11 protein-coding genes are annotated in these 12,545 nt (G+C 67.5%); 7 read left to right on the forward strand and 4 right to left on the reverse strand.

The window, feature by feature from the left end:
* Positions 1-41 precede the first annotated feature (41 nt).
* From scpA to QT382_RS02800, 7 genes are read left to right on the forward strand one after another with little or no spacing between them, the layout of a single operon-like run.
* Complete coding sequence (gene scpA / locus QT382_RS02770; RefSeq protein ID WP_289252522.1) at positions 42-2,219, forward strand: methylmalonyl-CoA mutase; 2,178 nt, start codon at positions 42-44, stop codon at positions 2,217-2,219.
* The gene (gene meaB / locus QT382_RS02775; RefSeq protein ID WP_289252523.1) at positions 2,219-3,235 is read left to right on the forward strand and encodes a methylmalonyl Co-A mutase-associated GTPase MeaB; all 1,017 of its coding nucleotides are present in this window, start codon (positions 2,219-2,221) and stop codon (positions 3,233-3,235) included. Before scpA ends, meaB begins: the two co-directional genes overlap by 1 nt.
* Positions 3,228-4,760, forward strand: a complete 1,533-nt coding sequence (locus tag QT382_RS02780) for an acyl-CoA carboxylase subunit beta (RefSeq protein WP_289252524.1) — start codon at positions 3,228-3,230, stop codon at positions 4,758-4,760. Before meaB ends, QT382_RS02780 begins: the two co-directional genes overlap by 8 nt.
* A complete protein-coding gene (locus QT382_RS02785) occupies positions 4,730-5,215 on the forward strand; it encodes a hypothetical protein (protein WP_289252525.1) in 486 nt (161 codons plus the stop codon). The genes QT382_RS02780 and QT382_RS02785 overlap by 31 nt, the downstream gene beginning before the upstream one ends.
* A gap of 22 nt (positions 5,216-5,237) precedes the next feature.
* On the forward strand, positions 5,238-7,325 hold the full coding sequence (locus QT382_RS02790) for an acetyl-CoA carboxylase biotin carboxylase subunit (protein ID WP_289252526.1): 2,088 nt from the start codon (positions 5,238-5,240) through the stop codon (positions 7,323-7,325).
* Positions 7,318-8,541, forward strand: coding sequence for an FAD-dependent oxidoreductase (locus tag QT382_RS02795; protein WP_289252528.1), 1,224 nt, complete (start codon positions 7,318-7,320; stop codon positions 8,539-8,541). The genes QT382_RS02790 and QT382_RS02795 overlap by 8 nt, the downstream gene beginning before the upstream one ends.
* Positions 8,542-8,562: 21 nt before the next feature.
* The gene (locus tag QT382_RS02800; RefSeq protein ID WP_289252529.1) at positions 8,563-9,030 is read left to right on the forward strand and encodes a VOC family protein; all 468 of its coding nucleotides are present in this window, start codon (positions 8,563-8,565) and stop codon (positions 9,028-9,030) included.
* A gap of 13 nt (positions 9,031-9,043) precedes the next feature.
* Here QT382_RS02800 and QT382_RS02805 read toward each other — a convergent pair whose 3' ends face one another.
* From QT382_RS02805 to QT382_RS02820, 4 genes are read right to left on the reverse strand one after another with little or no spacing between them, the layout of a single operon-like run.
* On the reverse strand, positions 9,044-9,619 hold the full coding sequence (locus QT382_RS02805) for a PqiC family protein (RefSeq protein ID WP_289252530.1): 576 nt from the start codon (positions 9,617-9,619) through the stop codon (positions 9,044-9,046).
* Positions 9,616-10,620 carry an MlaD family protein gene (locus QT382_RS02810; RefSeq protein ID WP_289252531.1) on the reverse strand — a complete coding sequence of 335 codons (1,005 nt, stop codon included), beginning with the start codon at positions 10,618-10,620 and terminating at the stop codon, positions 9,616-9,618. The genes QT382_RS02805 and QT382_RS02810 overlap by 4 nt, the downstream gene beginning before the upstream one ends.
* Entirely contained in the window at positions 10,617-11,375 is a 759-nt protein-coding gene (locus tag QT382_RS02815; RefSeq protein WP_289252532.1) for an ABC transporter ATP-binding protein, read from the reverse strand. The genes QT382_RS02810 and QT382_RS02815 overlap by 4 nt, the downstream gene beginning before the upstream one ends.
* Positions 11,375-12,490, reverse strand: a complete 1,116-nt coding sequence (locus QT382_RS02820) for an MlaE family ABC transporter permease (RefSeq protein ID WP_289252533.1) — start codon at positions 12,488-12,490, stop codon at positions 11,375-11,377. The genes QT382_RS02815 and QT382_RS02820 overlap by 1 nt, the downstream gene beginning before the upstream one ends.
* Positions 12,491-12,545 lie beyond the last annotated feature (55 nt).

A 12,545-nucleotide genomic window follows, 5' to 3' on the forward strand; every position in this document is an offset into this window, starting at 1 on the left:
AACGAGAGCGGTTATGATGCCGCATCTTTGGAGTTGTTCCCATGTCCGAGCCTGTCCGCCCCCTCCCTGGCCAAAGCGCCGAATTCACGCCCGCCACGCTGGAGCAGTGGCACAAGGCCGCTGCCAAGTCGGCGCCCGGTGGCGATGTCTCGGCCCTGAACTGGCAGACGCCCGAAGGCCTGACCGTCAAGCCCCTCTACACCGCGGCCGACACGGCGAACCTGCCGCATGCCGACACGCTGCCCGGCTTCGAGCCCTTCCTGCGCGGCCCGCAGGCCACCATGTATGCGGTGCGGCCCTGGACCATCCGCCAGTACGCCGGCTTCTCGACGGCCGAGGAATCGAACGCCTTCTATCGCAAGGCTCTGGCGGCCGGCGGGCAGGGCGTCTCGGTGGCCTTTGACCTGGCCACGCACCGCGGCTACGACAGCGACCATCCGCGCGTGACCGGCGACGTCGGCAAGGCCGGCGTCGCCATCGACTCGGTCGAGGACATGAAGATCCTGTTCGACGGCATTCCGCTGGACAAGGTCTCGGTCTCCATGACCATGAACGGCGCCGTGCTGCCGGTGCTGGCCGGCTATGTGGTGGCGGCGGAAGAGCAGGGCATCAGCCAGGACAAGCTGAGCGGCACCATCCAGAACGACATCCTCAAGGAGTTCATGGTCCGCAACACCTACATCTACCCGCCCGAACCCTCGATGCGCATCATCGGCGACATCATTGGCTACACGGCCAGGAACATGCCGAAGTTCAACTCGATCTCGATTTCCGGCTATCACATGCAGGAGGCCGGGGCCAACCAGGCGCTGGAGCTGGCGTTCACGCTGGCCGACGGCAAGGAATACGTGAAGACGGCCACCGCCTCCGGCCTCGACGTGGACGAGTTCGCCGGCCGCCTGAGCTTCTTCTGGGCCGTGGGCATGAACTTCTATCTGGAGATCGCCAAGATGCGCGCCGCGCGCCTCTTGTGGTGCCGGATCATGAAGGGCTTCGGTGCCAAGAACCCCAAGAGCCTGATGCTGCGCACCCACAGCCAGACCTCGGGCTGGAGCCTGACCGAGCAGGACCCGTACAACAACGTGGTGCGCACCACCATCGAGGCCATGGCCGCGGTGTTCGGCGGCACGCAGTCGCTGCACACGAATTCGCTGGATGAGGCCATCGCGCTGCCCACCGAGTTCAGCTCGCGCATCGCTCGCAACACCCAGCTGATCATCCAGGAAGAGACCCACATCACCAACGTGGTCGACCCCTGGGCCGGCAGCTACCTGATGGAATCGCTGACCCAGGACATGGCCGACAAGGCCTGGTCCATCATCGAGGAGGTCGAGGCCATGGGCGGCATGACCAAGGCGGTGGATTCCGGCTGGGCCAAGCTGAAGATCGAGGCCAGCGCGGCCGAGAAGCAGGCTCGCATCGACTCGGGCAAGGACGTGATCGTCGGCGTCAACAAGTACAAGCTGGCCAAGGAAGACCCGGTCGAGATCCTCGAGGTGGACAACGTCAAGGTGCGCGACAGCCAGATCGCCCGGCTGCAGAGCATCAAGGCGAAGCGGGATACTGCGGCGGTCCAGACTGCGCTGGCGGCATTGACCGAAGCCGCCCGCTCGGGCCAGGGCAATCTGCTGGATCTTTCCATCCAGGCGATCCGGTTGCGCGCCACCGTCGGCGAGGTGTCCGACGCGCTGGAAGAAGTGTTCGGGCGCCACCGCGCCGATACGCAAAAGGTGACCGGTGTGTATGCCGCTGCTTACGATTCCGCCGAAGGCTGGGCCAAGCTGCAGGACGAGATCAAGGCCTTTGCCGAAACTGCCGGCCGTCGTCCGCGCGTGATGATCGCCAAGCTGGGCCAGGACGGCCATGACCGCGGCGCCAAGGTCGTGGCCACGGCCTATGCCGACCTGGGCTTCGATGTGGACATGGGCCCGTTGTTCCAGACCCCCGAGGAATGCGCCCGCCAGGCGATCGAGAACGACGTGCATGCGGTCGGCGTCTCCACGCTGGCCGCCGGCCACAAGACCCTGGTGCCGGCCATCATCGGCGAGCTGAAGAAGCAGGGCGCGGACGACATCATCGTCTTCGTCGGCGGCGTGATTCCACAGCAGGACTACGACTTCCTCTACGAGGCCGGCGTCAAGGGCATCTACGGCCCCGGCACGCCGATTCCGGCCAGCGCCAAGGACGTGCTGGAGCAGATCCGCAAGGCCACCGCCTGATGAGCCTTCTTGCCGCGGCGGTCACAGGCGAACCCGGCCCGGCCCAGCGCCGCGCCATCGCCAAGGCCATCACGCTGCTGGAATCGACCCGGGCCGACCATCGCGCCGAGGCCGATGCGCTGCTGACCGAGCTGCTGCCGCGCTCCGGCCAATCGCTGCGGCTCGGCATTTCCGGCGTGCCCGGCGTCGGCAAGAGCACTTTCATCGAGGCGCTGGGCCTGTCGCTGATAGCGGCCGGGCACCGCGTGGCGGTGCTGGCGGTCGATCCTTCGAGCAGCATCTCGGGCGGCTCCATCCTCGGCGACAAGACGCGGATGGAAAAGCTCTCCATGGACGAGCGCGCCTACATCCGCCCCAGTCCCAGCAGCGGCACCCTGGGCGGCGTGGCCGAGAAGACTCGCGAAGCCATGCTGGTCTGCGAGGCGGCCGGTTATGACATCGTCATCGTCGAGACCGTCGGCGTGGGCCAGAGCGAGACGGCCGTGGCCGGCATGACCGACATGTACTGCCTCCTGCAGCTGCCCAATGCCGGCGACGACCTGCAGGCGATCAAGAAGGGCGTGATGGAGCTGGCCGACCTGGTGGTCATCAACAAGGCCGACCTTGACCATGCGGCGGCGACGCGGGCCCAAGCCCAGATCTCGTCGTCCTTGCGTCTTTATGGGCTGCACGGTCATCCCGAGCATGCTCACCACGACACCACGATCTGGCATCCGCGCGTGATGCAGATGTCGGCGCTCAAGGGCGAAGGCCTGACGCATTTCTGGGAGGCGGTGAGCCGATTCAAGGAAGTGCAGACCGCCAATGGCCGCTTCGCCGCCAAGCGGCAGCAACAGTCGCTGGCCTGGATGTGGGAGCGCATCCACGCCGACCTGGAACACCAGTTCAAGCAGTCGCCGTCCGTGCGGGCGGCGCTGTCCGATACCACGCAGCATGTGCTGCAGGGGCGTCTTGCCCCGTCGACCGCAGCAAGAGAGCTGCTCTCGAAGTTTTACGGAGACCAGAACCATGCATGACATCCAGCAGATGCTCGAAGACAAGCGCTCCAAGGCGCGACTGGGCGGTGGCGAGAAGCGCATCGCCGCCCAGCATGCCAAGGGCAAGCTGACCGCTCGCGAACGGCTGGAGCTGCTGTTCGACGAAGGCACGTTCGAGGAATGGGACATGTTCGTCGAGCACCGCTGCGTGGACTTCGGCATGCAGGACAACAAGATCCCGGGCGACGGCGTGGTCACCGGCTACGGCATGATCAACGGCCGCCTGGCCTTCAGCTTCAGCCAGGACTTCACTGTGTTCGGCGGCGCGCTGAGCGAATCGCATGCCGAGAAGATCTGCAAGGTGATGGACCAGGCGATGAAGGTCGGCGCGCCAGTGATCGGTCTGAACGACTACGGCGGCGCGCGCATCCAGGAAGGCGTGGCCTCGCTGGGCGGCTATGCCGACGTGTTCCAGAAGAATGTGCTGGCCTCGGGCGTGATTCCGCAGATCAGCATGATCATGGGCCCCTGCGCCGGCGGCGCCGTCTACTCGCCGGCGATGACCGACTTCATCTTCATGGTGAAGGACTCGTCCTACATGTTCGTCACCGGCCCCGAGGTGGTGAAAACCGTGACGCATGAGGAAGTGACCGCCGAGGAACTGGGCGGCGCGACCACGCACAACAGCAAGAGCGGCGTGGCCGACCTGGCCTTCGAGAACGACGTCGAGGCCATCCTGATGCTGCGGCGCTTCTTCAACTACCTGCCACTGAACAACCGCGAGAAGGCGCCCAGCCGGCCCAGCGGCGACCCAGGCAGCCGCATCGACATGTCGCTCGACACCCTGGTGCCGGACAACCCGAACAAGCCCTACGACATGAAGGAGCTGATTCTCAAGACGGTCGACGACGGCGACTTCTTCGAGCTGCAGCCCGACTACGCCAAGAACATCATCATCGGCATGGCCCGCATGGAGGGGCAGACCGTCGGCATCGTGGCGAACCAGCCGCTGGTGCTGGCCGGCTGCCTGGACATCAAGAGCTCGATCAAGGCGGCGCGCTTCGTGCGCTTCTGCGATGCCTTCAACATCCCGGTGATCACCTTCGTCGACGTGCCCGGCTTCATGCCCGGCACCAGCCAGGAGTACGGCGGCATCATCAAGCACGGCGCCAAGCTGCTCTACGCCTACGCCGAATGCACGGTGCCCAAGGTGACCGTGATCACGCGCAAGGCCTACGGCGGCGCCTATGACGTGATGGCCTCCAAGCATCTGCGGGGCGACGTCAATTTCGCCTGGCCCAATGCCGAGATCGCGGTGATGGGCGCCAAGGGCGCGGTGGAGATCATCTTCCGCGAGGACAAGAACGACCCCGAGAAGCTGGCCGCCCGCGAGGCCGAGTACAAGGCCCGCTTTGCCAACCCCTTCGTGGCCGGCGCCCGCGGTTTCATCGACGACGTGATCCAGCCGCATGAGACCCGCAAGCGCATCTGCCGTTCGCTGGTGATGCTCAAGGACAAGAAGCTGGAGAACCCGTGGCGCAAGCACGGCAACATCCCGCTCTGAGCCTGCTGCTGATGGCCGCCATGAGCCTGCTCGCCTCGCATGCCGCCGCCGCCCCGCGGGCCGCTGCCTGCGTGGCCGCCCATGCCAAGGCGGTGCAAGCGGAGCAGGGCACAGCCGAGCAGGGCCGCGAAGCCTTCGAGGCCTGTGCGCTCGCGGCTTTCGGCAAGACCGTGGCGCCGCGTCTGCAGCGCTGCCATGACGACCTGGCCGAGGTGCCGGTGATCCTGCTCTATCGCGCCGAGGGCCTGAGCCGCGGCGCCGCCCAAGCCGACCTGCAGCGTGCCGGCCAGCTGGACGACGGCAGCGACTACGCCCGCCGTGCACCGGTGATGCTGGGCTTTGCCTACCAGGGCGCCGGCCCGGCCGCCGGCAAGGCCCGAGAGTGGATGGATGCCCGCCTGGTCGACTGGACCGAGCAATGCCTGAGCGGGCGTCTGCCCGGCCTCAGGCTGTGATGAAGAACACTGGAGATTGAAGATGTTTGACAAGATCCTCATTGCCAATCGCGGAGAGATCGCTTGCCGCGTGATCAAGACGGCCCGCAAGATGGGCATCAAGACCGTGGCCGTGTACTCCGAGGCCGACAAGGATGCCCGCCACGTGGAGCTGGCCGACGAGGCCGTGCTGCTGGGCCCGGCGCCTTCGCGCGAGTCGTATCTCGTGGCCGACAAGATCATCGCGGCGGCCAGGCAGACCGGCGCCCAGGCCATCCACCCCGGCTACGGCTTCCTGTCCGAGAACGAGGACTTCGCGCGCCGGGTCGAGGAAGAAGGCATGGCCTTCATAGGCCCCAAGCACTACTCGATCGCGGCCATGGGCGACAAGATCGCGTCCAAGAAGCTGGCCAACGAGGCAAACGTCAACACCATCCCCGGCCACAACCAGCCCATCCTCTCGCCCGAAGAGGCGGTGGAAATCGCCAAGGGCATTGGCTATCCGGTGATGATCAAGGCCAGCGCCGGTGGCGGTGGCAAGGGCCTGCGCGTGGCCTTCAACGACAAGGAATGCTTCGAGGGCTTCAGCTCCTGCCGCAATGAGGCCCGCAACAGCTTTGGCGACGACCGCGTCTTCATGGAGAAGTTCGTCGAGGAGCCGCGCCACATCGAGATCCAGGTGCTGGGCGACTCGCAGGGCAATGTGGTCTACCTGCACGAGCGCGAATGCTCGATCCAGCGCCGCCACCAGAAGGTGATCGAGGAAGCGCCTTCGCCCTTCATCAGCGACGAGACCCGCAAGGCCATGGGCGAGCAGGCCGTGGCCCTGGCCAAGGCAGTGAAGTACCAGAGCGCGGGCACGGTGGAGTTCGTGGTCGGCAAGGACCAGAGCTTCTACTTCCTGGAGATGAACACGCGCCTGCAGGTCGAGCATCCGGTGACGGAGTGCATCACGGGGCTGGACTTGGTCGAGCAGATGATTCGCGTCGCCGCCGGCGAGCCGCTGAACCTGAAGCAGGCCGACATCAGGCGCGAAGGCTGGGCCATCGAGTGCCGCATCAATGCCGAGGATCCGTTCCGCAACTTCCTGCCCTCGACCGGCCGCCTGGTGAAGTACCAGCCGCCGGTGACCAATCTGGAGCAGGGCACGAACACGCTGCAAGGCGAGAGCTACGAGGGCATGAATTTCGGCGGCGTGCGCGTGGACACCGGCGTCTACGAGGGCGGCGAGATCCCGATGTTCTACGACTCGATGATCGCCAAGCTGATCGTCCACGGCCGCGACCGCAAGGACGCCATCGCCAAGATGCGAGAGGCGCTGAACGGCTTCGTGATCCGCGGCATCTCCAGCAACATCCCCTTCCAGTCGGCGCTGTTGACCCATCCCGATTTCGCCACCGGCAACTTCAACACCGGTTTCATCGCCCAGCACTACCACGGTGGCTTCCTGGCCGAGGACGTGCCGCATGACGACCCGCTGTTCCTCGTGGCGCTGGCCGGCTTTATCCGCCGCAAGGCCCGTGAGCGCGCCGCCGGCATCAGCGGCCAGCTGGCCGGCCACGAGGTCAAGGTCGAGCATGACTACGTGGCCGTGGTCAACGAAGGCCATGGCGATTTCGAGCGCCATGCCCTGCATGTCTACGAGTTCAGCGGCAGCCAGGGCGAGGCCCTGATCGACGTGATGGACGGCCCCGAGAAGTGGAGCTACCGCATCGTCTGCCAGTCGCGGCTCAACGATGTGCGGCTCAGCGGCACGGTCAACGGCAAGCCGTTCACCGCCCAGGCCGAGCGCGGCACGGCCAAGAATCCGCTGGCCTACCGCATCCAGCACAACGGCCGCGCCATCGAGGTGACGGTGCTGTCGCCGCGCGCCGCCGAGCTGCAGCAGCTGATGCCCTACAAGGCACCGCCGGACACCAGCAAGTTCCTGCTTTCACCCATGCCGGGCCTGTTGGTCCAGATCGCGGTCCAGCCGGGCCAACTGGTGCAGGCCGGCGAACGCCTGGCGGTGATCGAGGCGATGAAGATGGAGAACATCCTCGTTGCCGAGCGCGATGTGAAGGTCGCCGAGGTGCTGGCCAAGACCGGCGAGAGTCTGGCGGTGGACCAGCCCATCCTGCGCTTTGAATAGCCGCGGTCCGGTTGCCGTCGTCGGTGCCGGCGTGGCCGGCTGCGCCGCGGCCATCCGGCTGGCCGAGCAGGGCATTGCAGTCGACCTGATCGAGGCCGTGCAGCAGCCGCAGCCCATAGGCGCAGGCTTGCTTCTGCAACCCACTGGCCAGCGCGTGCTGGCAGCCTTGGGCCTACTGGACGAGACCCTGGCCCATGGCGCCCGTGTTGATTCGCTCTACGGCGACACGCAGGACGGCCGTCCGGTGCTGCGCATGAGCTACCGCGACGGCGAATTCGGCCTCGGCCTGCAGCGCGGCGCACTGATGGGCCTGCTGTGGCAGCGGGTCCGTGCCACGCCGGGCCTGCGCTGGATCTGCGGCGAGCCGGTCGAACGCTATGAACAGGATGCCAGCGGCGTGCGTCTGTTCGCTGCCGATGGATCCGGCGTCGGCAGCGACCGCTACGAGGCGCTGATCCTGGCCAACGGCAGCTTCTCGCGGCTGCGCGAGCAGATGCGGGTGCGGCAATCGGCCCGCACCTTTCCCTGGGGCGCGGTCTGGACCGTGCTGCCCCTGCCGCAAGGCTTCGAAGCCCAGGGCTTGCGTCAGCGATTCCGTGCCGCGCGGCAGATGCTGGGTCTGATGCCGGTCGGTCGCAACTACGACGACGCGCCGCAGGCGCAGCCTGGCATCAATCTGTTCTGGAGCCTGCCGCTGGACAAGGTCCAGGCCTGGCCGCAGACCGATGCCGCCGGCCTGCCTGCGCTCAAGTGCCAGATGCTCGAGCTCTACCCGGCTTGCGAGCCGGTGCTGGAGGCGCTGCGCGACCCGGCCCAGCTGCGCCAGGCCCGCTATGCCGACGTGCTGATGAGCCGCTGGAACGACGGCCGGGTGCTGGCCATTGGCGACTGCGGCCACGGCATGAGCCCGCAGCTGGGGCAGGGGGCCAATATGGCCCTGGTCGATGCCCATGTGCTGGCGGCGGCCTTGCCCGACTGCGAGGACTGGCCGGCGCTGTTCGAGCGCTACAGCCGCCTGCGCCGTGCCCATCTGCGCTTCTACACCCAGGCCAGCCGCGCGCTGACGCCGCTGTTCCAATCCCATCAGCGCCTGGGACCCTGGTTCCGTGATGCCTTCTTCGGCCTCGGCCCCCATATTCCCTTCATTGACCAACAATCGGTCGCGGTGCTGGCCGGCCACAAGACCGGCTGGCTGTTCGGCCGGCTCGATCTCTGACCGAATCCCAGGAGTTCCCCCATGAGCCCAAGCAAACCCTACAAGATCCTCGGTATCCAGCAGATCGCCATCGGCGGTCCCGACAAGCAGCGCCTTGCCAAGCTCTGGGTCGACGTGCTGGGCCTGACGGTCACCGGCAACTTCGTCTCCGAGCGCGAGAACGTGGACGAGGACATCTGCGCCATCGGCAGCGGGCCTCACAAGATCGAGGTCGACCTGATGCAGCCGCTGGACCCGGAGAAGAAGCCGGCCGTCCATACCACGCCGCTGAACCACGTGGGCCTGTGGGTGGACGACCTGCCCAAGGCCGTGGAATGGATGACGGCCAACGGCGTGCGCTTCGCTCCCGGCGGCATCCGCAAGGGCGCGGCCGGTTACGACATCTGCTTCATCCACCCCAAGTCGAACGACGAGTTCCCGATTGGCGGAGAGGGTGTGCTGATCGAGCTGGTGCAGGCGCCGCCCGAGGTGGTGGCGGCGCTGGGCTGATCTGAGTTGGCGTTCAGGGCTGACCGGCAATCGCCTGCGCCAGCTGCCACAGCGCGCTGCGGTGCGCGCTGACCAGGGCATCGGTGTCGTTGCCGGTCACGGCCACGTCGATGCGGCGTTCGGCCACGACCGGCTTGCTGGCGCCGCTGCTGTCGATCAAGGTCCAGCGCGCCTGAAGAACGACGCTGCGGCCGCTGCTGTCTGCATCGAGTCGCTGGATCTCGACGCGCAGTTGCCGCGCCGCGGCTACGCCAGGAGGCAAGGGCAGGCGCCAGACCGAGTCGCTGCCGCGAAGCCGTGCCAGGTCTTGCTGCAAGAGGCGCGGCACGGCGTCGCGCAAGGATTCGGCCCAGCGCTCGCCCGGGTTGCTGACCAGGCTGGCCTGGCCGCTGGTGCGGACGATGGCGTCGCGATCCAGGTAGTCGGGCAGCACGACCGGGCCCAGGGCCCAGGTGGCGGCTCCGCTGCTTGCCGGCGCAGCCACCAGGCCGGGTGGATCGGCGCGCAGCTGGTAGAGCTGCACGGGCGGTGAGGTGCCGCAGCCGGCCAGCGTCGCGAGCAGCAGGAGCGTGGCTTTCGTCGCGGTCATTTGCGTCCCTTCAGCACCGATTCCGGCTGCTTGTCCAAGGTGTCGGCCAGCTCGCGCAATGACCGCGCGGCCTGACCAATGTCCTTCAGCGCGCGCTGCAGGTTCTGGTTCAGCGGCGCTTCGTCCTGGGCCGCGCTGGTGACCGCGGCGGCGGCCTTGGCCAGTTCGTCGGCCACGCGGCGCAGGTCTCTCACCATCGGACCGTCGGGGTTGAAGGTCCTGCTGACCTTCTCGGCCGCGCCATCGACGGTGACCGCGGCCTTGCTCATCTTCTCCATGGCCTCGCGGGTGGTCTGCAGCGTGGCCTGGGTGTTGTCGGCCAGCGGGCCGGCGCGGCTCTCCAGCTGCTCGCTGAGCTTGCGCAGATTGGCCGCCATGCTCTCTATGTCCTTGACCGCACGGCTCAGCTCGGGGCCCTCGATCAGCTTGCGGCCGCTGTTCGCCAGCGCCGACAGATCACCGACCAGGCGCTTGATGTCCAGGCCGTCGACCTGGTTGCGCAGGTCCTGGAAGGGCGTGTCCACCGTGGGGATCTCGATATGGCGCTGCTCGGTGCCCGACACGCGGGATTGCTTGCCGGGGCGGAAGTCGAGGTCCACGTAGAGCTGGCCGGTCAGCAGGCTCTGCAGGCCCAGCTGGGCGCGCAGGCCGCGCGAGACCAGGGCGTTGAGCGAAAGCGCGGTGGAGTCCTTGCCGTGCTCGCCGGTCAGGTTGCCGAGCATCTCGCGTTCGAGCTCGGCCACGACCGGAATGATTACCGAACTGTTGGCGCCGTCGTAGGCCACGCCTATGGCACTGACGCTGCCCAGGTGCACGCCGCGGAACACCACCGGCGCACCGACCTGCAGGCCGTAGATCGAGCCGTTGAAATGCATCACCACCTTCTCCTTGCCGCTGAGCAGCTTGCCGCCGGCGATGACGAAGACCGCGACGAAGAGCAGCAGCAGGGCGGTGACGACGAACAGGCCCAGCAGGGCGGGATGGCCGTGGCGTTTCCTCATGCCTCGGCCCTCCCGCGCAGGAACTGGCGCACGGCGGCGGGGCCGGCCTGCAGCAGCCGCTGGGGCGTGTCCAGCGCGGTCATGGTTCTCTCCTTGGCATCGAGAAAGAGGGCGCGGTCGGCCACCGCGAAGATGCTCTGCAGCTCATGGGTGACCAGCACGATGCTGGTGCCCAGATGATCCCGCAGATTCAGGATCAGATCATCCAGCCGCGCCGAGGTCAGCGGGTCCAGGCCGGCCGAGGGCTCGTCCAGGAACAGCAGCGGCGGGTCCAGGGCCATGGCGCGGGCGATGGCGGCGCGCTTTTTCATGCCGCCGCTGAGCGCCGACGGCATCTGCTCGAAGGCGCCGTCCAGCCCCACCAGGGCCAGCTTGAAGCGCGCCAGCTGCTCGACGCCGGCCTCGTCCAGCTCGGCGAACTCGGTCAGCGGCAGCATCACGTTCTCGCCCACCGTCATCGAGCTCCACAGCGCGCCGGACTGGAACATTACGCCGAAGCCCTTGCGGATCCGGGCGAGCTGCGCTTCGTCGGCCTCGGCCAGGTCGATGCCCTCATGAAAGACGCGGCCGCAGGCCGGTTGCTGCAGGCCGGCCAGATGGCGCATCAGGGTGCTCTTGCCGCAGCCGCTGCCGCCTATCAGAGCCAGGATCTCGCCGCGCCGCACTTCGAACGTCAGGCCTTGTTGCAAGACGCGGCCGGCGACGCTGAGCGTCAGGTTCTCGGCGCTGAGCAGGGAGGGCCGTGCGTCTGCCATCACCAGCCCAGCCTCTGGAAGGCGATGGTCAGGGCCGAGGCGGCGACGACGATCCAGACGATGGCCTGGACCACGGCCTTGGTGGTCGCCTCGCCCACGGCCTCGGCGCTGCGGCCGGCATACATGCCCTGACGGCAGCCGGCCAGGGCCACCAGGATGGCGTAGACCGTGCCCTTGAGCAGGCCTATGCCGGCGTGCGACAGGGTCAGCACCTTGCTGCTGCGATACAGATAGTCAAGCAGCTCGACCTGAAAGATGCCCACGGCCACCAGCAGGCCGGCCAGCATGCCGACGGCGGCGGCGAAGGCGGTGAGCAGGGGCGCCATCAAGGCCATGGCCAGCACCCGCGGCAGCACCAGGTGCTCGATCGGGTTGAGCCCCATGGCCCGCAGCGCGTCGATCTCCTCGTTGGCCTGCATGCTGCCGATCTGGGCGGCGAACGCGGCGCCGACGCGGCCGGCCAGGATGATGCCGGTCATCAGGGCCGCGATTTCGCGCACCACGCCCACGGTCACCAGGTCGGCCATGAAGGACTGGGCGCCCAGCCGCTGCAATTGGGCCGCGCCCATGTAGGCCACGATCAGGCCGACCAGGAAGCTGACCAGGGCCACGATGGGCAGGCTGGCCGGGCCGGTGGCATGCAGCTGGCCGGCCAGGTCTTCGCCGCGCATGGCCGTCGTGCCGCGCATGCCCTTGTAGAGCGCCTGCAGCACTTCGCCGACGAAAGTTAGCGTGTCGCGGGTGCGCTCGTAGCGGCCCAGCCAGTCGAGGCCGACCAGGGTCAGCCAGCGCGGGCGGCGCTTCTTCGGCGGTTCTGCCGAGGAGCCGCCGGCCTTGTTGGTGGCCAGCTGCAACAGGCCGCGCAGGCCGGGCGGCAGGGCGCTGAGGTCCAGGGCATGGCCGCTCTGGTTGGACAGGGTCCAGAGTGCGGCGGGCAGCAGGCTGTCGAAGCTGGTCAGGCCCTGGCCATCCAGCCGCCAGATCTGCTCACCGGGCGGAGCTTCGGGGGCAGGGGGCAGGTCGCCGCGGCCGCGCCAGTCGCCGCTCAGGACCAGCAGCGGCGTGCCCTGGGCGTCGCGCTCCCAGCGTGCCTCGGCAGGCATACGCTCTGGCACGGCTTGCGACGCGGATTCGCTCAATGCCCTTGCTCCCGGCAGCCCTGGCTGCCCC

It is taken from the genome of Pelomonas sp. SE-A7 (genome assembly GCF_030345705.1).
Lineage (GTDB): Bacteria > Pseudomonadota > Gammaproteobacteria > Burkholderiales > Burkholderiaceae_C > JAUASW01.

Bases quoted from the DNA above. Each gene is read 5' to 3' on its own strand.
- meaB (WP_289252523.1), top strand. From the start codon at position 2,219: ATGAGCCTTCTTGCCGCGGCGGTCACAGGCGAACCCGGCCCGGCCCAG.
- QT382_RS02790 (WP_289252526.1), top strand. From the start codon at position 5,238: ATGTTTGACAAGATCCTCATTGCCAATCGCGGAGAGATCGCTTGCCGC.
- scpA (WP_289252522.1), top strand. From the start codon at position 42: ATGTCCGAGCCTGTCCGCCCCCTCCCTGGCCAAAGCGCCGAATTCACG.
- QT382_RS02815 (WP_289252532.1), bottom strand. From the start codon at position 11,375: ATGGCAGACGCACGGCCCTCCCTGCTCAGCGCCGAGAACCTGACGCTC.
- QT382_RS02810 (WP_289252531.1), bottom strand. From the start codon at position 10,620: ATGAGGAAACGCCACGGCCATCCCGCCCTGCTGGGCCTGTTCGTCGTC.
- QT382_RS02800 (WP_289252529.1), top strand. From the start codon at position 8,563: ATGAGCCCAAGCAAACCCTACAAGATCCTCGGTATCCAGCAGATCGCC.
- QT382_RS02780 (WP_289252524.1), top strand. From the start codon at position 3,228: ATGCATGACATCCAGCAGATGCTCGAAGACAAGCGCTCCAAGGCGCGA.
- QT382_RS02805 (WP_289252530.1), bottom strand. From the start codon at position 9,619: ATGACCGCGACGAAAGCCACGCTCCTGCTGCTCGCGACGCTGGCCGGC.